At 60.8% G+C, this 22,038-nt stretch carries 18 protein-coding genes and 1 other annotated feature; of the genes, 11 read left to right on the top strand and 7 right to left on the bottom strand.

All coding sequences use genetic code 11. The features are described from left to right. Window positions 1–2 precede the first annotated feature (2 nt). The 3 genes from thrA to ACR6AS_RS11135 all read right to left on the bottom strand — a co-directional run bounded on the left by thrA (window position 3) and on the right by ACR6AS_RS11135 (window position 3,509). The gene (gene thrA, locus ACR6AS_RS11125) at window positions 3–2,465 is read right to left on the bottom strand and encodes a bifunctional aspartate kinase/homoserine dehydrogenase I (protein WP_367396063.1); all 2,463 of its coding nucleotides are present in this window, start codon (window positions 2,463–2,465) and stop codon (window positions 3–5) included. A 26-nt stretch (window positions 2,466–2,491) separates the two neighbouring features. Further along, window positions 2,492–2,610: a sequence feature (Thr leader region), on the bottom strand. Further along, on the bottom strand, window positions 2,549–2,617 hold the full coding sequence (thrL, locus tag ACR6AS_RS11130) for a thr operon leader peptide (RefSeq protein ID WP_090964490.1): 69 nt from the start codon (window positions 2,615–2,617) through the stop codon (window positions 2,549–2,551). (Overlaps the previous feature by 62 nt.) 187 nt (window positions 2,618–2,804) lie before the next feature. Beyond that, window positions 2,805–3,509: a tRNA/rRNA methyltransferase gene (locus tag ACR6AS_RS11135; RefSeq protein ID WP_434162131.1), complete on the bottom strand. Its 705-nt coding sequence runs from the start codon at window positions 3,507–3,509 to the stop codon at window positions 2,805–2,807. A gap of 609 nt (window positions 3,510–4,118) precedes the next feature. On the opposite strand from ACR6AS_RS11135, the gene arcA reads away from it, so the two are divergent. After that, complete coding sequence (arcA, locus tag ACR6AS_RS11140; RefSeq protein ID WP_111141369.1) at window positions 4,119–4,835, top strand: two-component system response regulator ArcA; 717 nt, start codon at window positions 4,119–4,121, stop codon at window positions 4,833–4,835. 71 nt (window positions 4,836–4,906) lie between these two features. On the opposite strand, the gene creA is transcribed toward arcA, so the two are convergent. Beyond that, complete coding sequence (gene creA / locus ACR6AS_RS11145) at window positions 4,907–5,380, bottom strand: protein CreA (RefSeq protein WP_111141370.1); 474 nt, start codon at window positions 5,378–5,380, stop codon at window positions 4,907–4,909. A gap of 194 nt (window positions 5,381–5,574) precedes the next feature. Here creA and robA point away from each other — a divergent pair, with 194 nt between their 5' ends. Beyond that, window positions 5,575–6,456 (top strand): MDR efflux pump AcrAB transcriptional activator RobA, encoded by an 882-nt coding sequence (gene robA, locus ACR6AS_RS11150; RefSeq protein ID WP_111141371.1) that lies wholly within the window; start codon window positions 5,575–5,577, stop codon window positions 6,454–6,456. 38 nt (window positions 6,457–6,494) lie between these two features. Here the strand turns inward: robA and gpmB are convergent, their stop codons facing one another. Continuing rightward, a complete protein-coding gene (gene gpmB / locus ACR6AS_RS11155) occupies window positions 6,495–7,142 on the bottom strand; it encodes a 2,3-diphosphoglycerate-dependent phosphoglycerate mutase GpmB (RefSeq protein ID WP_111141372.1) in 648 nt (215 codons plus the stop codon). A 203-nt stretch (window positions 7,143–7,345) separates the two neighbouring features. Between gpmB and yjjX the strand changes: the two genes are divergently transcribed. Beyond that, on the top strand, window positions 7,346–7,864 hold the full coding sequence (gene yjjX, locus ACR6AS_RS11160; RefSeq protein WP_111141373.1) for an inosine/xanthosine triphosphatase: 519 nt from the start codon (window positions 7,346–7,348) through the stop codon (window positions 7,862–7,864). Here the strand turns inward: yjjX and trpR are convergent, their stop codons facing one another. Together trpR and sltY are read right to left on the bottom strand one after the other, a co-directional pair. Then, window positions 7,865–8,185, bottom strand: a complete 321-nt coding sequence (gene trpR / locus ACR6AS_RS11165; RefSeq protein WP_111141374.1) for a trp operon repressor — start codon at window positions 8,183–8,185, stop codon at window positions 7,865–7,867. A gap of 45 nt (window positions 8,186–8,230) precedes the next feature. Then, the gene (gene sltY / locus ACR6AS_RS11170) at window positions 8,231–10,150 is read right to left on the bottom strand and encodes a murein transglycosylase (protein ID WP_434162137.1); all 1,920 of its coding nucleotides are present in this window, start codon (window positions 10,148–10,150) and stop codon (window positions 8,231–8,233) included. A 269-nt stretch (window positions 10,151–10,419) separates the two neighbouring features. On the opposite strand from sltY, the gene atzF reads away from it, so the two are divergent. The 8 genes from atzF to urtE all read left to right on the top strand — a co-directional run bounded on the left by atzF (window position 10,420) and on the right by urtE (window position 22,031). Continuing rightward, window positions 10,420–12,207: an allophanate hydrolase gene (gene atzF, locus ACR6AS_RS11175; RefSeq protein WP_434162139.1), complete on the top strand. Its 1,788-nt coding sequence runs from the start codon at window positions 10,420–10,422 to the stop codon at window positions 12,205–12,207. Window positions 12,208–12,209: 2 nt separating this feature from the next. Continuing rightward, window positions 12,210–15,839: an urea carboxylase gene (gene uca / locus ACR6AS_RS11180; RefSeq protein WP_434162142.1), complete on the top strand. Its 3,630-nt coding sequence runs from the start codon at window positions 12,210–12,212 to the stop codon at window positions 15,837–15,839. Then, window positions 15,836–16,531, top strand: coding sequence for a GntR family transcriptional regulator (locus ACR6AS_RS11185; protein ID WP_111141520.1), 696 nt, complete (start codon window positions 15,836–15,838; stop codon window positions 16,529–16,531). Before uca ends, ACR6AS_RS11185 begins: the two co-directional genes overlap by 4 nt. A gap of 27 nt (window positions 16,532–16,558) precedes the next feature. Continuing rightward, the gene (urtA, locus tag ACR6AS_RS11190) at window positions 16,559–17,827 is read left to right on the top strand and encodes an urea ABC transporter substrate-binding protein (protein WP_111141526.1); all 1,269 of its coding nucleotides are present in this window, start codon (window positions 16,559–16,561) and stop codon (window positions 17,825–17,827) included. 77 nt (window positions 17,828–17,904) lie between these two features. Further along, entirely contained in the window at window positions 17,905–19,470 is a 1,566-nt protein-coding gene (gene urtB, locus ACR6AS_RS11195) for an urea ABC transporter permease subunit UrtB (RefSeq protein WP_434162144.1), read from the top strand. Next, entirely contained in the window at window positions 19,470–20,543 is a 1,074-nt protein-coding gene (gene urtC / locus ACR6AS_RS11200) for an urea ABC transporter permease subunit UrtC (RefSeq protein WP_111141516.1), read from the top strand. The genes urtB and urtC overlap by 1 nt, the downstream gene beginning before the upstream one ends. Further along, complete coding sequence (urtD, locus tag ACR6AS_RS11205) at window positions 20,540–21,331, top strand: urea ABC transporter ATP-binding protein UrtD (protein WP_111141514.1); 792 nt, start codon at window positions 20,540–20,542, stop codon at window positions 21,329–21,331. The genes urtC and urtD overlap by 4 nt, the downstream gene beginning before the upstream one ends. Before the next feature lies 1 nt (window position 21,332). Then, window positions 21,333–22,031: an urea ABC transporter ATP-binding subunit UrtE gene (gene urtE, locus ACR6AS_RS11210; protein ID WP_111141512.1), complete on the top strand. Its 699-nt coding sequence runs from the start codon at window positions 21,333–21,335 to the stop codon at window positions 22,029–22,031. The last annotated feature ends 7 nt before the right edge of the window (window positions 22,032–22,038 follow it).

The raw sequence follows: 22,038 nt of genomic DNA on the forward strand, positions 1-22,038 counted from the left end.
GATTAAACTCCCAACTTCCATGACAGCGTGCGCAGCAGGTCGGCAAAGACACCGGCCGCTGTGACATCATTTCCTGCACCGTATCCACGCAGCACCAGCGGAATCGGTTGATAGTAGCGGCTGTAAAACGCCAGCGCGTTCTCGCCATTTTTCACTTTATAGAGCGGATCGTTGCCGTCAACGGCCTCGATCTTCACTTTGCAGATGCCACCCTCTTCAATCACGCCCACATAGCGCAGGACTTTGCCCGCCTCCTGCGCCTGCGCGACCCGGCTGGCAAAGGCGTCATCCAGTTCCGGCAGACGCTGCATAAATTGCTCAACATCCTGAATCCCGGTCAGGCTGGCGGGCAGCAGCGGCTCGATCTCAATGTCACTCAGCTCCAGCTGATGACCCGCCTCACGCGCCAGAATCAGCAGCTTGCGCGCCACATCGGTTCCGGCGAGATCGTCGCGTGGATCGGGTTCGGTGAAGCCCATCTCACGCGCCATCCGGGTCGCCTGGGAGAGGGACACCCCTTCATCCAGCTTGCCGAAGATAAAGGAGAGCGAACCGGAGAGGATACCGGAGAAACGCAGCAGCTCATCACCCGCGTTCATGAGGTTCTGCAGGTTTTCGATCACCGGTAGTCCGGCACCCACGTTGGTGTCATACAGGAACTTACGCCGCGATTTGGCGGCGGCGGCGCGCATCTGCTGATAGTACTGCCATGAGGAGGTATTGGCCTTTTTATTCGGCGTCACCACATGGAAGCCTTCACTGAGAAAATCGGCGTACTGATCGGCAACTGCCTGGCTGGAGGTACAGTCCACAATCACCGGATTAAGCAGATGGTACTCTTTCACCAGACGCGCCATGCGGCCCAGATTGAACGGCTCTTTCGCCTCGGCCAGCGCCGCCTGCCAGTGACTCAGATCGATGCCGTGGACGTTCGTTAACAGCGCCCGCGAGTTAGCGATACCGCAGACCCGCAGATCGATATGTTTCTGCTTCAGCCACGCCTGCTGGCGATGCAGCTGATCCAGCAGTGCGCCGCCCACGCCGCCTACGCCGACCACGAACACCTCGATCACCTGATCGGTGGCAAACAGCATCTGGTGCACCACGCGAACGCCGGTGATCACCTCATCATTGTTGACCACGACCGAGATAGAGCGTTCGGAGGAGCCCTGGGCAATCGCCACGATGTTGATATTGGCGCGCGCCAGCGCCGAGAAGAATTTGGCTGAGATGCCGCGCAGGGTGCGCATGCCATCGCCCACCACCGAAATCACCGCCAGGTTTTCGATAATATCCAGCGGGTCCAGCAGGCCATCTTTCAGCTCAAGATAGAACTCCTCCTCCAGCACCTGACGCGCACGCGCCAGCTCGCTCTGCGGCACGCAGAAACTGATGCTGTATTCCGAAGAGGACTGCGTGATCAGCACCACGGAGATCCCGGTGCGGGACATCGCCGCAAAGACTCTGGCCGCCATGCCCACCATCCCTTTCATGCCCGGGCCGGAGACATTGACCATCGCCATATTATTCAGGTTAGTGATGCCTTTCACCGGGATCTCATCCTGATCGGCCTCTGCGCCGATGAGGGTGCCAGGTGCCTGCGGATTGGCGGTGTTTTTGATCAGGCAGGGGATCTGGAACTGGGCAATCGGCGCAATGGTGCGGGGATGTAAGACTTTCGCGCCGAAATAGGAGAGCTCCATCGCCTCCTGATAGGACATCGACTTCAGCAGGCGCGCATCCGGCACCTGACGCGGATCGCAGGTGTAGACGCCATCCACGTCCGTCCAGATTTCACAGCAGTCGGCGCGCAGACAGGCCGCCAGCACCGCGGCGGAGTAGTCAGAGCCGTTACGGCCCAGCACCACCAGCTCGCCGCGTTCATTACCGGCCGTAAAGCCCGCCATCAGGATCATGTTCTGCGGTGGGATCTGGCTCGCCTCAATGCGACGGGTTGATTCGGCAATATCGACGGTGGACTCAAGGTAGTGACCGACCGCCAGCAGTTTTTCCACCGGGTCGATCACGCTGACGCCATAGCCGCGCGCCTGCAGCAGAGCCTCCATGATCGCGATCGAGAGCTTTTCACCACGACAGATAATCGCCGCGTTCACGCTATCCGGGCACTGCCCCAGCAGGCTGATGCCGTGCAGCACCTGCTTCAGCTGGGCAAACTCCAGATCGACGCGGGTTTTCAGCTGATCGTACTCAAAGCCGGGCTGCGCTTCAGCCAGTCCCTGCAGCAGCTCGCTGAAAATGCGTTCGGCGTCGCTGATATTCGGCAAAGCATCCTGACCACTGATAGTTTTTTCAATCATCGCCACCAGATGGTTAGTAATCTTTGCTGGCGCAGAGAGCACGGTTGCAACCTGTCCTTGTTGCGCATTACTTTCCAGAATGTCCGCGACGCGAAGAAACCGCTCCGCATTCGCTACCGATGTCCCGCCGAATTTCAGCACTCGCATGATATTCACTCTCCTGAATTTAAGCCGAAAAAAAAGCCCGCACTGTTCAGGTGCGGGCTTTTTTTCTGTTTTTCCTGTATGCGTCAGCCCGCACCGTTACCTGGGGTAATGGTGGTGGTAATAATTGTGGTGTTCAGGCTGATTTTACGCATTAAGATTTATTTTCTGTCTGTCTTTTCTGTCCGTCTGGCTCCCAGAAGTAAAGCAAAGCGCACATTAAGTCAACACGATTTGTCCGCCGGACAGATCTTCACCACTGCGCACAGCCTCCGGGGAAAGCCGGAAACGGTGTTTGATCGTTTGCCATGAGGAATTCAGGTGCGATCTGGTGCTATAAAATCAGCTTTTTGCCGAGGATTTATCTGTCAGTTTTTTTTCAATATCGTGCAGCAGACGATGCAGCATCGCACTGTCGCGCTGCTCCAGCAGTCCGACCCGCTGATCGATCCAGTCTGACAGTTTTTCATCATCGCTCACCTCAAGGTGTGCCAGCAGCTGATGGAAACGCTGACGCAGCGCCTGCAACTGCTGCCCGTCGGCGGTCGCCGCGACCGGCGCCTCAACCTGATTGAGCTTCGACAGCTGATAGCAGTAGACCATCACCGCCTGCCCGAGATTGAGTGACGGATAGTCATTCGCCATCGGGATGCCGGTCAGCAGATCGACCTGCTCCAGCTCCTCATTGGTCAGCCCGCTATCCTCGCGGCCAAACACCAGCGCCATACTGTTGACCCACTGACGCTTCTCCTGCAGCTGCGCTTCGACCTGTTCCGGCGTGGCGTAGTAGCGAAACTTTGCCCGGCTGCGCGCCGTGGTGGCGACCGAAAAATCGATATCCGCCAGGGCGTCAGCAAGGGTAGCAAAGGTCTGCACATTATCGAGGATCTCACCTGCCCCGTGGGCGACCCGGCGTGCAGCGGGATCCTGCCAGGCGTCACTGGCCACGATACGCAGCTGGGTGAAGCCCATCGTTTTCATGGCACGCGCCGCAGCGCCGATATTTTCTGGCCGCGCAGGCGAGACGAGAATCAGAGGAAAAAGCATATTTATTCCATTGGTCCATTTACATAACGCCATATTAACATGGCTGTTAATGATTCAGTCGTCAGGAGGTAATAAGAAAATAGAGTGTTAAGGATGTTAAAACCCATTAAAAATCGTGACCGGGAACGTTTTATCACCGAAGTGGCCATTATTAAAGAAAGGATTATTAATTCATTTAACTTCAACAGGATAGAATGTGATGATGCTCGGGATTCATTTTGGCTCGCATGCCTGGAAAATGTAATGAAAATGATGCTTTTTGTGAGCTAAACAGGCAATATGCGAGAAGTTTTTCACAAAAGTGTTAACGTGCTACAATTGCATTTGATATAAGTCAACGAAGCGTTTTTTTTATGCTTATCGGTTGTAGTTGGTGCTGTTAGGTTGCTGTTAATACAGTTAGGATATGCGCCATTATCATTAACGCCTGGGGCATGCAATTTTCATCCTGACTGGCTGAGCTAATACTGTTGTTGACGTTGATAGATGGCTTATCAAAAGATGATTTCGTACAACGGTTCCGCGCGGCCCGCCGCTCTCGATGATGGAGAACGCCATACCGCTGTACGCCCTGTTTTCAATTTGTTGGCAAATTTTAGGTAGCTAAACATGCAGACCCCGCACATTCTTATCGTTGAAGACGAACTGGTCACGCGTAATACCCTCAAGAGTATTTTTGAGGCGGAAGGTTATGTGGTGTATGAGGCGACGGACGGTGCTGAAATGCATCAGGTGCTGACTGACAATGACGTTAACCTGGTGATCATGGACATCAACCTGCCGGGTAAAAATGGCCTGTTGCTGGCCCGTGAACTGCGCGAGCAGGCCAATGTCGCACTGATGTTCCTGACCGGCCGTGACAACGAAGTCGATAAAATTCTTGGTCTGGAAATTGGCGCTGACGACTACATCACCAAACCGTTCAATCCGCGTGAGCTGACGATTCGTGCCCGCAACCTGCTGTCGCGCACTATGAACCTGGCGATGCCGGGTGAAGAGCGCCGTCAGGTCGAGAGTTATAAATTCAACGGCTGGGAGCTGGATATCAACAGCCGCTCACTGATCAACCCGAACGGCGAGCACTACAAACTGCCGCGCAGCGAGTTCCGCGCCATGCTGCACTTCTGCGAAAACCCGGGCAAGATCCAGACCCGTGCCGATTTGCTGAAAAAAATGACCGGCCGCGATCTCAAGCCGCACGACCGCACCGTCGATGTCACGATCCGTCGTATCCGTAAGCATTTCGAATCCACGCCGGACACGCCAGAGATCATCGCCACCATTCATGGTGAAGGTTATCGCTTCTGCGGCGACCTGCAGGAGTAATCGCCTGTCAGAGCAGACCAGTAAAAAAACGCCCCTGCGGGCGTTTTTTTATTCCGGCGAGGATTGTTATATCAGTGCCACGGCATAATCGGCACGGCGCTGAGCGCATTTTTCGGTGAGCCATCGACCACCTTATCGGAGTAGGTCAGATAGACCAGCGCATTACGCTTCTGGTCGAAAAAGCGCACGACCTGCAGCTTTTTGAAGATCAGCGAGGTGCGCTGGCGGAAGACCACTTCACCCTGCGCTTTGCCCTGTGCAATTTTCTCGCTCAGCTCAACCGGCCCAATCTGCTGGCAGGAAATCGCGGCATCAGACGTATCTTCTGCCAGCCCCAGCCCGCCTTTGATCCCGCCGGTTTTTGCCCGGCTGATATAACAGGTTACATTTTTCACGTCCGGATCGTCGAAAGCTTCGACAACAATCTTATGGTCAGGACCAAAAATCTTGAACACGGTATCGACCGAGCCGATCTGCTCGGCGAACAGCGGGCTGGAGAAAGTCAGCGTAGTGAACGCAGCAATTATAAGACGCGATATTGTCATGGAGTTACCATTGCAAATGGAATAGATGAAAATGTAATGTACTGTTAATCGATATAATGACCAAACCAAAACGGGTTTTAACCCGTCATGTTTTAGCACAACCTTCCCCGGAAAACGGCCCCCGTCTTTTGAGCAATGAGTGCTAATATTTTTCGAATGCGTTTAGCTGCCCCACCAGAGTATGAGGATGTTTTATGGACCAAGCCGGTATCATTCGCGATTTGCTTGTCTGGCTGGAGAGCCATCTGGATCAACCCCTTTCGCTGGACAACGTTGCCCAGAAAGCGGGTTACTCTAAGTGGCACCTGCAAAGGATGTTCAAAGACGTGACCGGACACGCCATCGGTGCCTATATCCGCGCCCGTCGCCTGTCAAAAGCCGCTGTGGCGCTGCGCCTGACCAGCCGGCCGATTCTGGATATCGCGCTTCAGTATCGTTTTGATTCACAACAGACTTTTACTCGCGCCTTCAAAAAGCAGTTTGCTCAGACGCCCGCCTGGTATCGTCGCGCGTCTGACTGGAACTCATTCGGTATTCGCCCCCCTATCCGCCTGGATAATGAGCCGCAGCCGGAGTCCACGTTCGTTACGCTGCCGGAAACGGTGCTGGTGGGACAGACCCAGAACTACACCTGTACGCTGGAGCAGATTTCCAGCTACCGCGACGAGATGCGTATTCACTTCTGGAAGCAGTTCCTGCTGGAAACCGACACCGTGCCGCCGGTGCTGTATGGCCTGCATCAGGTGCGCGCCAGCCAGGAGAAAGATGACGAGCAGGAGATCCTCTACACTACAGCGGTGCCAGCGGACAGCGCGGCCAGCCTCTTCTCCGGCCATAACGTCATTCTGGAAGCCGGAGATTATGTGCAGTTCAGCTACAGCGGCCCCCGCGCCAGCCTGCAGGAGTTTATCCTGTTACTCTATGGCACCTGCATGCCAACGCTGGGACTGACCCGCCGTCAGGGACAGGATATCGAACGCTTTTATACCCACGGCGGTAAAAAGCGCGCCGAGCCGCCGACGGAGATCCGCTGCGACTATCTGATCCCTATCCGCCGTCAGGCGGCCGACAGCTAAGTGCCGGGCTGCCGTTATCATGACGGCAGCCTGCAGAATCAGCGTTGCAGTTCGTCGAGCGCAGGCGCATCCAGATGAGACACATCTCCCGCCGTCTCGACAATCCAGCCCTCCGCCAGCCAGGCGCTCTGCTGGTAATCCACCCGCGACAGTGAGCAGTTACGCAGGCGCAGACGACGCTCCGCATAGGCGGGCAGCCCCAGAATCGTACTGACCAGTGACCCCAGCGCCATACCGTGGCTGACCAGCAGCGGGCGGCTGCCGGCAGGCAGGTCGAGGCAGGCATTGAGTGCGGCGTGCATACGCGTCGCCATCTCCGTCATCGACTCGCCCTGCGGAATGCGGCCGCCTTCCGTGCCGTTGACCAGCGTGGCGCGCCACTGCTCCTCTTCGGCGGTCAGACCATCCAGCGGACGTTTCTCCAGCACCCCCATATTCAGCTCGCGCAGCCGCGCATCCAGCGTCACGGCGCAGCCACAGGCATCCGCAATAATCTCCGCGGTGCGGCGCGTCCGTCCCAGATCGCTGGCGATCACATGGGTGATCCCCAGCTGTTTTACGCGCTCACCCACCTGTCGGGCTTGCTGCTCACCTTTTTCCGTCAATGGACTGTCAGACTGGCCCTGAATACGGCGTTCCGCATTCCATACCGTTTCACCGTGACGAACAAGATAGACCTGTAGCATGTTAGTTTCCGTTATACTGCGACAAAATCGCTTTAGAGCCTGTTCCGACAGGCGTCATTGTTGCAGGCAGTCCGGGCGCAGACAGTGCGTAATCACCCGACGTACAGCGGGTACGTGCGGCGTGTGGGCACTGCTCCGGCTCAGACTGACAGATAAAATGGCCTGAGGGCCAGGCGCTTAATCACCTGAGGGTTCAATCAATTATGTACCATGTTGTCGCAGCCACAACCAACCCAGCGAAGATTCACGCGATTGCGCAGGCATTCAGCGACGTTTTCGGCGAAGGATCCTGCCATATCGAAGGGGTCGAGGTCGATAGTGGCGTTGCCGCACAGCCGTTAACCCATCTCGAAACGCGAACCGGCGCACGCCAGCGCGTAATGAATGCCCGCCAGGTTCGCCCGGAGGCGGCGTTCTGGGTCGCGATTGAGGCAGGGATTGAAGAGGATTGTGCGTTTGCCTGGATGGTGGTGGAAAATCAGAAGCAGCGTGGCGAATCGCGTTCAGCCAGTTTTACCCTGCCACCGGCCGTGCTGGCGGGTCTGCGTGAAGGCCGCGAGCTGGGCGAAGAGATGGCGCGCCTGACCGGTATTGAGAATATCAAACAGAAGGGCGGCGCGATTGGCGCGTTTACGCACGGCCTGCTCAGCCGCTCCAGCGTCTATCATCAGGCGCTGATCCTGGCGCTCTGCCCGTTCGTCCATCCGCTCTATCAGCAGTAATCAGGCGCGGCCCAGGCGCGCTTCCAGCCAGCGTTTCAGTTCCGGCGGCGCCTCTTTCAGGCTGTTTGATCCCCGGGTAATGGTCGCGATGCCGACGCCAAGCTCATTTTTCAGCTCGCGCTGGCTCATTTCGCCGTTCATTAACTCTTCAATGATCCGCAGACGGGTGCCGAACGCTTCGCGCTCGTCGGGCGTCATCATCAGTTGCAGCAGAGGCAACGCATGGCCATCCGCAAAGGCCTGCTGCATCAGCAGGACAACGCGCTGCCAGCTATCGTCTGTCGGATGCGCATCGGCAGAGGGGGAATCAGAATGGGTCATGGAGAGGCTTCCGTACTCGCTAAAGAGTACGGAAGCTTAGCACAGCTAGTAACGGCGATTCCACTCAGCATCTGACAGGATCTGGTCAGGCTTGCCCATGAAGTGACGATAGTAGGCGTCATACGCCAGAACGTTCTTCACATAGCCGCGCGTTTCGGAGAAGGGGATTGTCTCGATAAACGCCACAGCATCAAGGTTGCCGCCACTGATTTTCTGCCAGCTGCGCACCCGGCCAGGCCCGGCATTGTAGGCCGCTGAAGCGAAGATCCGGTTCTGGCTGAACTGCTGATAGACATACTCCAGATACTGGGTGCCGATCTGGATATTGGTTTCCGGATCCAGCAGCTGGCTGACGTTACTGTAGCCCGGAATGTTATACATCTTCACGGTATGCGCTGCGGTTGCGGGCATGATCTGCATCAGACCGCTGGCTCCGACCGGGGAACGGGCTTTGGGATTCCAGGCGCTCTCCTGACGCGAGATCGCCATCGCATAGCTCGGCGGGATCTGCTTCACGTCGGTATTGCGCTCATAGACGCTCCGCCATGCCAGCGGGAAACGCTCCTTCAGGCTGTCCCACATTTTGGCCGTGATGGTCGCCTGCACGCTGAGATCCCACCAGTCCTGTTCATTCGCGTATCGCGCCAGCATCTGCTGCTGGGTATGCGTGCGGCTGCCGATCAGATTGCTCCACTCGCTGCGTGCCAGGTTATCCAGCCCCCAGTACATCAGCTCGCGAACACGGGCCAGTTCGGGGCCCTGCACCGTGGCGCTGTCTGGCTTCGGCGCTTCATCCACCTGCAGCGGATAATCCACGCCCAGACGCTGAGCGGCTACCATCGGATAGAAGCCGCGCGCCTGCATCAGCTTACGCAGGATCTCTTCCGCTTCCTCTTTACGTCCTTTCTCAAACAGCAGATCGGCCTGCCAGTATTGCCACTCATCTTTCTCTTTGGCTTCCAGCGGCAGACGGGCGATCCAGGTGTTCAGACCGCGCCGATCGTGCTGCGTGAGCGCCAGGCGAATCCGGCGTTCCAGCAGCGCGGTCGACTCGCTGTTCATCACCACCGCATCACGCCAGCGCGCCTGCTCAGAGGTGAGATCGCTGCCCATCATGCGCCAGACGACAATCTCCTTCAGCGCCTGCTCATCCTCCGGCCCCATCTTCTGCGCCCGGACCAGAATCGGGATCAGGCTGCGGGCATTTTCCATATCCTGCCGCGCCACACGGGTAAAGGCGTAGATCGTCGCCTGGCGGGTGAAGTCGGTGGGACCGACGCTGCTGGCGAAGGTGCTGACCGTCAGCGGATCCTGCTGCAGCGCCTGCACCGCGTCAGACATGGTCTGATAATCGGCTGGCAGCGTTTTCGCCAGATAACTTACCAGGCTGTCATTGCCAGCCTTCATCGCCAGCCGGATGCGCTCCAGGATGGTAATCGGTGAGAGCTGACCGGAAGACTGCCAGACTGAGAAGAGCTTATCGCAGTCCGCAGGCAGCGCCGTGCCGCGCAGCCAGATCTGCTTCGCACCGTCGAACGCGGCCTGCTGCTGGCCGGTGGCCCATTTCGCGTAGTACCAGTTGCAGCGCGCCTGCACCGGCTTAGGTTCAGTCGGGCTGAAGTTCAGCACGCCCTGCCAGTCCTGGCGGTAAGCCAGCACGTTGATAAAGCGGGTGCTGAGCGATCGCGCAGGCGGCAGCGTCGGATACTGGCGAATAAAGTTCTGCACGGCCAGCGCGGTCTCCTGATCGAGATCCTGCGCCAGCAGGCGATACTGCAGATAAGGGTAAAGCGGATAATCCTGCAGCGTCGGCAGGAGCTGATCCACGGTGGCCATCTGGTTGCTGTCCCAGGCCTGTTTAATTTGTTGATAACGTTGCCGTTGTTGATCAAGCGAATCGGCCCATGCGCTGCTGGCCGTGCCGGCCAGGCAGATCCCTATCATCCAGTTACGCCACTTCACCACGTAAATCTCCTCTGTTGCTGGGCCCGGCGAACTGCCAGACAGTCTTCATGCTAACCAGGCCACCGGACTCTTGCCATGTTCTTCACAAAATTTACGCACCATGACCCCCGGCGCACCGCTATCGCTCAGGCTGCGCGCCGCGATTGTGCAAATTATCATCAGAAAATCTTATCACCACCGTCATTAACCCGTTGAATCAGCGCGTTAAAAAACTGGCACACCCTTTGCTCTGTTGAATGCCATCTTGTATACCAGCTGGAATTCTTCTTATGACATCGACCATTGGCCTGACGCTTCACGCCTGGCAGCAGCGCATTCAGCAGGCACCGCAGCAGATTAGCGCCCTGCTCAACGCACACCTGGCGGAGATCGATCCGCAGGATAACGCCTGGATCACCCTGGCGACACCGGATCAGTTAGCGGCACAGATTGCGCCGCTGCTGGCGGACTATCAGCGCGATCCTGCGGCGCTGCCGCTGTTTGGGATACCGTTCGCGGTCAAGGACAACATTGATGTGATGGGCTGGTCCACCAGCGCCGCCTGCCCCGCCTTTACCTACACCGCCCGTGAGGATGCGGTGGCTGTCGCCCGGCTGAAAGCCGCTGGCGCGGTGGTCATCGGCAAAACCAACCTCGATCAGTTCGCGACCGGTCTGGTGGGCACCCGCTCGCCTTACGGCGCGGTCTGCAATACCTTCGACGCCGGCTATGTCAGCGGCGGCTCCAGCTCTGGCTCGGCGTCGGTGCTGGCGCGCGGACTGGTCGCCTTTTCACTCGGCACCGATACGGCCGGATCGGGTCGCGTCCCGGCAGGTTTCAACAACATCGTCGGCCTGAAACCGACCAAAGGCTGGTTCTCTGCGCGCGGCGTGGTGCCCGCCTGTCGGCTTAACGACACCATCTCAATCTTTGCGCTGACGACCGAAGATGCCTTTACCGTCGCCACGCTCATGGGCGGCTATGACAGCGGCGACGCCTATTCGCGCGTCAACCCGCGCACCGCCCCGGCCAGCCTGCCCGCCCGTCCTCACTTTGCTATCCCGGCCGATCCAGCTTTTTTTGATGATGCTGCTGCCGAAGCCGCCTGGGATCGGGCGCTGGAGGCCCTGCAGGCAGGCGGCGCGACGCTGCATCCCATCGACTTCACCCCGTTCCGCCAGCTGGCTGAACAGCTCTATTACGGCCCCTGGGTTGCCGAACGCACGGCGGCGGTGGGCGAAATGCTCGACCAGATGGAGCCGGTCGTGCAGAACATCATCGCCAGCGGGCTGAACTACAGCGCGGTGGAGGCATATAAAGCGGAGTATCTGCGCGCCGACCTGACGCGCCAGATCCAGCAGGCGATGGCCCCTTTCGACGCGCTGGTAGTGCCGACCTCGCCCACCATCCACACCCTGGAAGAGATGAAGCAGGAGCCCGTCCACTACAACTCGCAGTTTGGCACCTACACCAACTTTACCAACCTTGCTGACCTCGCGGCGCTGGCGCTGCCCGCGCCGTTCCGCAACGACGACCTGCCAGCCGGTATCACGCTGATCGCGCCGGCCTGGCACGATCGGGCGCTGGCTGAGTTTGGTCTGCGCTGGCAGCAGCAACTGGCGCTGCCGCTGGGCGCCACCGGCCAGCCCTTTCCGACCCGACGCGCCACGCTGCCCCCTTCAGCCGATCACGTCCGGCTGGCGGTGGTGGGCGCCCATCTCACCGGTATGCCGCTCAATTTCCAGCTTACCGAACGCCAGGCGGTGTGGGCCGGGGAGACGCAGACCGCGCCCCATTACCGCCTGTTTGCCCTGCTGGAGGGGGCGATCAAAAAGCCGGGCCTGATGCGTGATGAACAGGGTGCCGCAATCGCCGTGGAGCTGTGGGACATCCCGCTGGCGCGCTTCGGCGAGTTTGTGGCAGAGATCCCGGCGCCGCTGGGGATCGGCAACCTGACGCTGGCCGATGGCCGGGTCGTCAAAGGCTTTATCTGCGAAGGCGCGGCGCTGAACGGCGCGCTGGAGATCACTGAAACGGGCGGCTGGCGCAACTGGCTGGCATCACAGGGGAGTCACTGATCATGTTCACCACCGTACTGATTGCCAACCGCGGCGAGATTGCCTGCCGCGCCATCCGCACCCTGAAGCGCCTCGGCGTGAAAAGCGTCGCGGTCTACTCTGACGCCGACCGCAACGCCCGGCACGTCAGGCAGGCGGATGTGGCTATCGCCCTGGGCGGCGACAAAGCCAGCGACAGCTATCTGCGCATCGACAAAATTCTGGCGGCGGCGCAGCAGAGCGGCGCGCAGGCGATCTGGCCTGGCTACGGTTTTCTCTCCGAAAGCCAGCCGTTTGCCGAAGCCTGCGAAGCGGCAGGCATCGCCTTTGTTGGCCCGACCGCGCAGCAGATTGGCGAGTTCGGACTGAAGCACCGCGCGCGCGAACTGGCGGCCCGTGCGGGCGTGCCGATGACACCGGGCACGCCGCTGCTGGCGTCGCTTGAGGCGGCGCTGCAGGCCGCCGATGAGATTGGCTATCCGGTGATGCTGAAAAGCACCGCAGGCGGCGGCGGCATTGGCCTGACACGCTGCGCCGATGCGCAGGCTCTGGCCAGCGCCTGGGAGAGCGTGCGCCGCCTCGGCGAACAGTTTTTCAGTGATGCCGGGGTGTTTCTGGAGCGCTGTATCGATCGCGCCCGTCACATCGAAGTCCAGATTTTTGGCGACGGCAACGGCACCGTGGTGGCGCTGGGCGAACGCGACTGCTCGCTGCAGCGCCGTAACCAGAAGGTGGTGGAGGAGACGCCTGCGCCGGGCCTGTCGCCCGCCACGCGCGAGGCCCTGCTCGCGTCGGCGGTGCGGCTCGGTGAGCTGGTGAACTACCGCAGCGCGGGCACCGTGGAGTATATCTACGACGTCAGCCAGCAGACATTCTACTTCCTGGAGGTCAACACCCGCCTGCAGGTGGAACATCCGGTTACGGAGTGCGTCACCGGGCTGGACCTGGTGGCGTGCATGTTACAGGTGGCGGCGGGCGATGCGGTGGACTGGGCGCGTCTGCAGCAGGCGCCGCAGGGGGCGGCGATTGAAGTCCGTCTCTATGCCGAAGATCCCCTGAAAAACTTTCAGCCCAGCCCAGGCCTGTTAACGGGCGTGGTCTTTCCCGAAGGCGTGCGGGTCGACACGGGTGTCGAAACCGGCAGCGAGGTCTCCGGGTTCTACGATCCGATGATCGCCAAGCTGATTGTGCACGCCGACAGCCGCGATGCGGCCCTGGAAAAACTGCAGCAGGCGCTGAATGCCACCCAGCTGCACGGCATCGCCACCAACCTGGATTACCTGCGGCAGATCACCACCAGCGACACGTTTCGCAGCGGCAGCGTCTGGACCCGCTATCTCGACAGCGTGGTGCCCGCCGCCCCGGTGGTGGAGGTGCTGCAGCCCGGCACCTTCAGTTCGGTTCAGGACTATCCCGGCCGCCTCGGCTACTGGGACATCGGCGTGCCGCCTTCCGGCCCGATGGACGATTTCGCCTTCCGGCTGGCTAACCGCATCGTCGGGAACCATGCATCGGCAGCGGGCCTGGAGTTTACGCTGCAGGGGCCGACCCTGCGCTTCCACTGCGATGCCACGCTGGCGCTGACCGGCGCGGCGTGTGACGCCACGCTGGATGGCGAGCCGGTGAGCTACTGGCAGCCGCTGACGGTAAAAGCGGGACAGACGCTGGCGCTGGGCCGCGCCCGAGAGGGCTGCCGCAGCTATCTGGCGGTGCGCAACGGCTTCGACGTGCCAGTCTATCTCGGCAGCCGCAGCACCTTCTCGCTGGGCCAGTTCGGCGGTCACGCCGGGCGCACCCTGCGCGTGGCCGATATGCTGCCGATCTCCCGGCCTGAACAGGCGGCCTGCACCACCCCTGCCCCGATCAGCGCACCGCAGCCGCTCGACGCGGCGCTGATCCCGCACTACGGCAGCGAATGGCGTATCGGCGTCCTCTACGGGCCGCACGGCGCGCCAGACTTCTTCACCCAGGCCGCAATTGATGAGTTCTTTGCCAGTGACTGGCAGGTGCACTACAACTCCAACCGCCTCGGCGTGCGGCTGGTCGGCCCGAAACCCACCTGGACCCGCGCCAACGGCGGCGAAGCGGGCCTGCACCCCTCAAACGTACACGACTGCGAATATGCCATCGGCGCGGTCAACTTTACCGGCGACTTTCCGGTGATCCTGACGCATGACGGCCCCAGTCTGGGCGGCTTTGTCTGTCCGGTGACCATCGCCAGAGCGGAGCTGTGGAAGGTGGGTCAGGTCAAACCTGGCGACACCATCCGCTTCCACCCGATTTCCGCAGACGATGCGCTGGCGCGGGAAAAAGCGCAGACGCATCTGATCGAGACCCTGCGGCCGGAGCATCCGCCAGCGTTTGCCGTGCCGTCGCTGGCCGAAACTGCCCACGGCTCCGCGACGATCCTGGCCGCGCGGGACGCGACCGGCAGCACACCGGCCGTGGTCTACCGCCAGGCGGGCGACAAATATGTGCTGATTGAGTATGGCGATAACGTACTGGATCTGGCGCTGCGCCTGCGCGTGCATCTGCTGATGAATGCGCTGAAAGCAGAGGCTGAACCAGGCATTGAGGAGCTGTCGCCGGGTGTGCGGTCGCTACAGGTGCGCTACGACAGCCTGGTTATCAGCCAGGCGCGGCTGATGTCGCTGCTGCTGGCGCTGGAGGCCACGCTGGGCGATGTCAGCACCCTTAAAGTGCCGTCGCGCGTCGTGTGGATGCCGATGGCGTTTGAAGACAGCGCCACGCTGGGCGCCGTCAGCCGCTATCAGGAGACGGTGCGCGCCACGGCTCCCTGGCTGCCGAATAACGTCGATTTCATTCAGCGCATTAACGGCCTGAGCAGCCGCGAAGCGGTGCGCGATACCCTGTTCGACGCCAGCTATCTGGTGCTGGGACTGGGCGACGTCTATCTCGGCGCCCCCTGCGCCGTGCCGATCGATCCGCGTCATCGCCTGCTGAGTTCCAAATACAGTCCGGCGCGCACCTTTACCGCCGAAGGTACCGTCGGCATCGGCGGCATGTATATGTGCATCTACGGCATGGATTCGCCCGGCGGCTATCAGCTGGTGGGCCGCACGCTGCCGATCTGGAACACCTTCCTGAAAAATCCGCAGTTCGCGGCCGATGCGCCATGGCTGCTGCGCTTCTTCGACCAGGTGCGCTTCTATCCGGTGAGTGAGAGCGAACTGAATCGGCTGCGCGAAGATTTCCGTGAAGGCCGCACCAGCCTGCGTATTGAAGAGACCGAGTTTGATTTCGCCACTCATCAGCAGTTCCTTGCCGATCACGCCGCTGAGATCGCCGCCTTTCGCCAGCGTCAGGCTGCCGCCTTTGAACAGGAAGTGCAGCACTGGGCGCGGGAAGAGGAGAACGCCCCGCCTGTGCAGGAGGCCGCCACCGGCGTCAGTGACGAGGATCACAGCGGCCAGGCCCTGCAGGCTGACCTCAATGGCAACATCTGGAAAGTGCTGGTGCAGCCGGGCGAGGCGGTCAGCGCCGGTCAGACGCTGATCATCGTGGAGGCGATGAAGATGGAGCTGGCGATTGTCGCGCCTCAGGCGGGCCGCGTGACGCGGATCCTCTGTCAGGCGGGGCGGCCGGTCACGCCCGGTGACACCCTGTTATGGCTTGAACCGGAGGCAGAATGAGAGCACATCCTCCGAAAGCGCGCCCCGAAGCGCTGGCCGAACGGGTCTATCAGGCCCTGAAGGACGATATTTTTGCCTTTCGCCTGATGCCGGGCGATCGCTTCAGCGAAAGCGAAATCGCCGCGCGCATGGCGGTCAGCCGCACCCCGGTGCGCCAGGCGCTGTTCCGGCTGGAGCGTGAAGGCTTTGTGGACGTCTGGTTTCGCAGCGGCTGGCAGATCAAAACCTTCGATTTCGCCTGGTTCGAATCGCTCTATGACCTGCGCACCGTGCTGGAGTGCGAGGCGGTAAAACGCCTCTGCGCCCTGCCCGCGCCGCAGTGCGCCGCGCTGCTCGAAGCACTCAACCAGTTCTGGTGTGAGTCGGAGGCGCTCGCCGACGGACTGGTGGTGTCGCAGCATGATGAGGCGTTTCACATGACGCTGGTCGCCGCCGCCGGTAATCCGGAGATGGCGCGCATCCACGCCGAACTCACGGAGAAGATCCGCATCATCCGTCGCCTCGACTTCACCCGCGACGATCGCATCTGCGCCACCTATCAGGAACATGCGCAGATTTTACAGGCAATTTTTCAGCAGCAGCGTGCCACGGCACAACAGATTCTGACCGATCACATCGCCGTCAGTAAGGCGGAAGTCCGCAAGATCACGCTGCACCGCCTCCAGCAGGCCCGGCTTCAGCTCACCGAATAATACCACTACCACTCAGGGGTTCAGATGATGAAAAGACGTTCGTTGATCAAGGCTTTTGCGCTCTCCGCCACCGTTGTCAGTCTGGGTTTCACCTGGAGTGCCCAGGCTGCGGATACCATCAAAGTGGGGATCATGCATTCCCTCTCCGGCACCATGGCGATTTCTGAAACGCCGCTGAAAGATGTGGCGCTGATGACGATCGATGAGATCAACGCCAGAGGGGGCGTGCTGGGGAAAAAGCTGGAGCCGGTGGTGGTGGATCCCGCCTCCAACTGGCCGCTGTTTGCCGAAAAAGCGCGCCAGCTGCTGACGCAGGACAAGGCGGCGGTGGTGTTTGGCTGCTGGACCTCGGTTTCACGTAAGTCGGTGTTGCCGGTGTTTGAAGAGCTGAACGGCCTGCTCTTCTACCCGGTGCAGTATGAAGGGGAAGAGATGTCGCCCAACGTCTTCTACACCGGTGCCGCGCCGAATCAGCAGGCGATCCCGGCCGTGGAGTACCTGATGAGCGAAGATGGCGGCAGCGCGAAACGCTTCTTCCTGCTGGGCACCGACTACGTCTATCCGCGTACCACCAACAAGATCCTGCGCGCCTTTCTGCACAGTAAAGGCGTGGCGGACAGCGATATCAAAGAGGTCTATACGCCTTTCGGTTACAGCGATTATCAGACCATCGTCGCGGACATTAAAAAGTTTGCGGCGGGCGGCAAAACGGCCGTGGTCTCCACCATCAATGGCGACTCCAACGTGCCGTTCTACAAAGAGCTGGCCAACCAGGGCATTAAGGCCACTGACATTCCGGTCGTCGCCTTCTCGGTGGGCGAAGAGGAGCTGCGCGGCATCGACACCCGACCGCTGGTGGGTCAGTTAGCGGCCTGGAACTATTTCGAGTCGATTGATAATCCGGTTAATGCCAGATTCGTCGCCGATTACCGCGCTTACGCCAAAGCGCACAACCTGCCGAACGCCGCCACCGTCGTCACCAACGATCCGATGGAGGCAACCTATGTAGGGATCCATATGTGGGCGCAGGCGGTGGAAAAAGCGGGCACCACTGACGTCGACAAAGTGCGGGCGGCCATGGCCGGCCAGACCTTTAAGGCCCCGGATGGCTTTACCCTGACGATGGATCAGACCAACCACCATCTGCATAAGCCGGTCATGATTGGCGAGGTGGAAGAGAACGGCCAGTTCAGCGTGGTATGGCAGACCGATCAGCCGGTTCGCGCGCAGCCGTGGAGCCCCTATATCGCCGGTAACGACAAAAAGCCCGACCACCCGGTCAAAACCGCGCAGTAATGGTGCGCGGCGGATAACCCGGCCGCGTCACCTGCTGTGATGCGGCTGCGATGCTCTCCCCTGACGAGGCTCTCTTTATGAATCTATGTCGCTGCTTTCTCAGCCTGCTGCTGCTGATGCCGCTGATGGCCAGCGCCGGACCGGCTGCGGACTTTGCGGCCGCCAGCCGCAGTCAGCAGGCGGCGCTGCTGCAGCAGTGGGCCGCGGCGCCCGACAGTCAGCGCCTGCCGCTGCTGGAGGCGCTGCATGCTGAAACTGTGGTTACCGACCAGAACAGGCAGCCGTTCAGCCAGCAGGGTGCGACGCTGCAGCCGCTGGACACGGTGGCGCAGCCTGCCGGCAGCCTGAAAAAACTGTTTATGAACAACCGGCTGCGTGTACTGGTCAACACTGCGCTGGCCGCCCACCAGCTGGTCAGCCCGGATGTCGCTCTGCGCCTGCGCGCGGCCCGGCAGTTGCAAAATGAGGGGATGGCGGACCAGCTTCCCCTGCTGGAACAGCGGCTGGCCGCCGAGCCGGACAGTCGGGTCCACGCCGCGTTAGCGCTGGCGCTGGCGAATCTGCAGCTGGCCGATCGCGAGCCGATGGTGCGTCTGCGGGCGGTTCAGCAGCTGGGTGAGTCCGGCGATCCCAATACTCAGGCCAGCCTGCAGCGTCTGACTCAGGCCGCGAACGAGCCGGATCCCACGGTGCGGGCGGCGGCGGCGCAGAGCCTGCAACAGATTCAGAAGCGGCTGATGTGGGGCGATCTGCTGGGGCAGGCCTTCAGCGGCCTGTCGCTCGGATCGATTCTGCTGCTGGCCGCACTGGGCCTGGCGATCACCTACGGTCTGCTCGGGGTGATTAACATGGCGCACGGTGAAATGCTGATGCTCGGCGCGTATGCCACCTGGTGGGTGCAGGGCCTGTTTCAGCAGTTCGCGCCGTACTATTTAGCCTGGTATCCGCTGCTGGCGCTGCCGGTTGCCTTTCTGGTCACCGCCGCCATCGGCATGGCGCTGGAGCGCACGGTGATCCGTCATCTCTATGGCCGTCCGCTGGAGACGCTGCTCGCCACCTGGGGGATCAGCCTGATGCTGACCCAGCTGGTCCGGGTGCTGTTCGGCGCACAGAACCTGGAGGTGGCGAATCCGGCGTGGCTCTCGGGCGGCCTGACGCTGCTGCCTAACCTGGTGCTGCCGTGGAACCGTATCGCGGTGATCCTGTTTGTGGTGTTTGTGCTGGCGCTCACCTGGCTGCTGCTGAACCGCACCCGCCTGGGCATGAACGTCCGGGCCGTAACCCAGAATCGTGCAATGGCGGAGTGCTGCGGCGTACCAACCGGCCGCGTCGATATGCTGGCGTTTGGCCTCGGCTCCGGTATCGCCGGGCTGGGTGGCGTGGCGCTGTCCCAGCTGGGCAATGTCGGGCCGGAGCTGGGCCAGGGCTACATCATCGACTCGTTTCTGGTGGTGGTGCTGGGTGGCGTTGGCCAGCTGGCGGGCACCGTGGTCGCGGCGTTCAGCCTGGGCATTCTCAACAAAGTGCTGGAGCCGCAGATGGGCGCCGTGCTGGGCAAGATCCTGATTCTGATGATCATCGTGCTGTTTATTCAGAAACGCCCGCAGGGCCTGTTTGCGGTTAAAGGAAGGGTGACTGACTGATGACGCAACCCATGACGCTTCGCGTGGCGCGTACCGCGCCGCGCCTGACACTCAGCCTCGGCCTGCTGGTCGCGCTGGCGCTGCTGCTGATGCCGTTTCTGGCGCTGCTGCCCGCCACGCATCCGCTGGCCCTCTCGACCTATACCCTGACGCTGGTCGGCAAAATCCTCTGCTATGCGGTGGTCGCGGTGGCGCTGGATCTGGTGTGGGGATACGCCGGTCTGCTGTCGCTGGGGCACGGCCTGTTTTTTGCCCTGGGCGGCTATGCCATGGGCATGTACCTGATGCGCCAGGCCGCGGGCGAGGGTTTACCCGCCTTTATGTCCTTTCTCTCCTGGCATGAGCTGCCCTGGTTCTGGACCGGCACCCAGTACTTCGCCTGGGCGCTCTGCCTGAGCATGCTGGTGCCGGGCCTGCTGGCCTGGCTGTTTGGCTTCTTCGCTTTTCGCTCAAAAATCAAAGGCGTCTACTTCTCCATCATCACCCAGGCGCTGACCTACGCCGGTATGCTGCTGTTCTTCCGCAACGAAACCGGGTTTGGCGGCAACAACGGGTTTACCGGCTTTACCACCCTGCTCGGCTTTTCCGTCACGGCGACGGGCACCCGTATCGGGCTGTTCGTTGCCACGGTGCTGCTGCTGCTGCTGAGCCTGGCGATCGGCTTTGCCCTGGCGCGCAGCAAGTTTGGCCGGGTGCTGACCGCGGTGCGGGATGCGGAGAATCGTCTGATGTTCTGCGGATACGATCCGCGCGGCTTTAAGCTGTTTGTCTGGACGCTCTCCGCTGTGCTGTGCGGCCTGGCCGGGGCGCTCTATGTGCCGCAGGTCGGCATTATTAATCCGGGAGAAATGTCACCGGCCAACTCGATCGAAGCCGCCATCTGGGTGGCGCTGGGCGGACGCGGCACGCTGATTGGCCCGCTGCTGGGGGCGGCGATTGTCAACGGCGCACGCAGCATCTTCACCGTGGCCTTCCCGGAGTACTGGCTGTTCTTTCTGGGTCTGATGTTCATTCTGGTGACGCTGTTTCTGCCCTCTGGCGTCATTGGCCTGCTGCGCCGGAGGAAACCATGAGTGATGCCCTGTTTACCCAGCCCCAGCGGGCGGATCGTCACCGGCTGCAGCGCGATCCGGTGCTGCAGCTGGAGAAGATCAACGTCTCGTTCGAGGGCTTTCGCGCGCTCACCGATCTGTCGCTGCAGATCGGCATCGGTGAACTCCGCTGCGTGATCGGCCCCAACGGCGCGGGCAAAACCACGCTGATGGATGTGATCACCGGCAAAACCCGACCCGATTCGGGCCGGGTGATCTATGACCAGGACAGCGATCTGACCCGTCTTTCGCCGGTGGAGATCGCCCGCGCCGGTATCGGCCGCAAGTTTCAGAAGCCCACGGTGTTTGAAGCATTAACGGTCGCTGAGAATCTGGAGATCGCGCTTAAAACCGATAAATCGGTCTGGGCCAGCCTGCGTGCCCGCCTCAACAGCGAACAGCGCGATCGCATTGATGAAGTGCTGAAGATGCTGCGGCTGGGCGCTGAACGCCAGCGCCGGGCGGGCCTGCTGTCGCACGGCCAGAAGCAGTTTCTGGAGATCGGGATGCTGCTGGTGCAGGAGCCGCACCTGCTGCTGCTGGATGAGCCTGCGGCGGGCATGACCGACGCCGAGACGGACTACACCGCCGAGCTGTTCCGCAGCCTGGCAGGCAAACACTCGCTGATGGTGGTGGAGCATGACATGGGTTTTGTGGAGACCATCGCCGACCATGTCACGGTGCTGCATCAGGGTCAGGTGCTGGCCGAAGGGTCGTTGCGCGAGGTGCAGGCCAACGAGCAGGTTATCGACGTTTATCTGGGGCGCTGAGATGTTACAGGTTACTGAACTGAATCAATATTATGGCGGCAGTCATATTCTGCGCGGCCTGTCGTTTGAGGTGAAGATTGGTGAGATCACCTGCCTGCTGGGACGCAACGGCGTGGGGAAAACCACGCTGCTCAGGTGCCTGATGGGGCTGATCCCGGCGAAGTCAGGGGATATCCACTGGCAGCAGCAGCGGATCACTGGCCGTAAACCTCATCAGCGCGTGCAGGCGGGCATCGCCTATGTGCCACAGGGCCGCGAAATTTTTCCGCGTCTGACGGTGGAGGAGAATCTGCTGATGGGGCTCTCCCGTTTTCCGGCGGCGCAGGCGCGCGAGGTGCCGGAGGAGATCTATCAGCTCTTTCCGGTGCTGCTGGCGATGAAGTCACGTCGCGGCGGCGATCTTTCGGGCGGTCAGCAGCAGCAACTGGCGATCGGCCGGGCGCTGGCCTGTCGCCCTCAGCTGCTGATCCTGGATGAACCCACAGAGGGGATCCAGCCCTCCGTGATCAAAGAGATCGGCGCAGTGATCCGCCAGCTGGCGCAGCGCGGGGATATGGCGATTCTGCTGGTCGAGCAGTTTTACGATTTCGCCGCCGAGCTGGCGGACAGCTATCTGGTGATGTCGCGCGGGGAGATCGTGCAGCGTGGCCGCGGCGACACCATGGAAGCAGAGGGTGTGCGCGGCCTCGTGGCGATTTAACCGGCGA

Source organism: Pantoea phosphatilytica, from assembly GCF_051025615.1.
Lineage (GTDB): Bacteria > Pseudomonadota > Gammaproteobacteria > Enterobacterales > Enterobacteriaceae > Pantoea.

What these genes read in the sequence shown, in the direction of transcription:
- thrA (WP_367396063.1), bottom strand. Translation starts at nt 2,465, where the DNA reads ATGCGAGTGCTGAAATTCGGCGGGACATCGGTAGCGAATGCGGAGCGG.
- ACR6AS_RS11135 (WP_434162131.1), bottom strand. Translation starts at nt 3,509, where the DNA reads ATGCTTTTTCCTCTGATTCTCGTCTCGCCTGCGCGGCCAGAAAATATC.
- arcA (WP_111141369.1), top strand. Translation starts at nt 4,119, where the DNA reads ATGCAGACCCCGCACATTCTTATCGTTGAAGACGAACTGGTCACGCGT.
- creA (WP_111141370.1), bottom strand. Translation starts at nt 5,380, where the DNA reads ATGACAATATCGCGTCTTATAATTGCTGCGTTCACTACGCTGACTTTC.
- robA (WP_111141371.1), top strand. Translation starts at nt 5,575, where the DNA reads ATGGACCAAGCCGGTATCATTCGCGATTTGCTTGTCTGGCTGGAGAGC.
- gpmB (WP_111141372.1), bottom strand. Translation starts at nt 7,142, where the DNA reads ATGCTACAGGTCTATCTTGTTCGTCACGGTGAAACGGTATGGAATGCG.
- yjjX (WP_111141373.1), top strand. Translation starts at nt 7,346, where the DNA reads ATGTACCATGTTGTCGCAGCCACAACCAACCCAGCGAAGATTCACGCG.
- trpR (WP_111141374.1), bottom strand. Translation starts at nt 8,185, where the DNA reads ATGACCCATTCTGATTCCCCCTCTGCCGATGCGCATCCGACAGACGAT.
- atzF (WP_434162139.1), top strand. Translation starts at nt 10,420, where the DNA reads ATGACATCGACCATTGGCCTGACGCTTCACGCCTGGCAGCAGCGCATT.
- uca (WP_434162142.1), top strand. Translation starts at nt 12,210, where the DNA reads ATGTTCACCACCGTACTGATTGCCAACCGCGGCGAGATTGCCTGCCGC.
- ACR6AS_RS11185 (WP_111141520.1), top strand. Translation starts at nt 15,836, where the DNA reads ATGAGAGCACATCCTCCGAAAGCGCGCCCCGAAGCGCTGGCCGAACGG.
- urtA (WP_111141526.1), top strand. Translation starts at nt 16,559, where the DNA reads ATGAAAAGACGTTCGTTGATCAAGGCTTTTGCGCTCTCCGCCACCGTT.
- urtB (WP_434162144.1), top strand. Translation starts at nt 17,905, where the DNA reads ATGAATCTATGTCGCTGCTTTCTCAGCCTGCTGCTGCTGATGCCGCTG.
- urtC (WP_111141516.1), top strand. Translation starts at nt 19,470, where the DNA reads ATGACGCAACCCATGACGCTTCGCGTGGCGCGTACCGCGCCGCGCCTG.
- urtD (WP_111141514.1), top strand. Translation starts at nt 20,540, where the DNA reads ATGAGTGATGCCCTGTTTACCCAGCCCCAGCGGGCGGATCGTCACCGG.
- urtE (WP_111141512.1), top strand. Translation starts at nt 21,333, where the DNA reads ATGTTACAGGTTACTGAACTGAATCAATATTATGGCGGCAGTCATATT.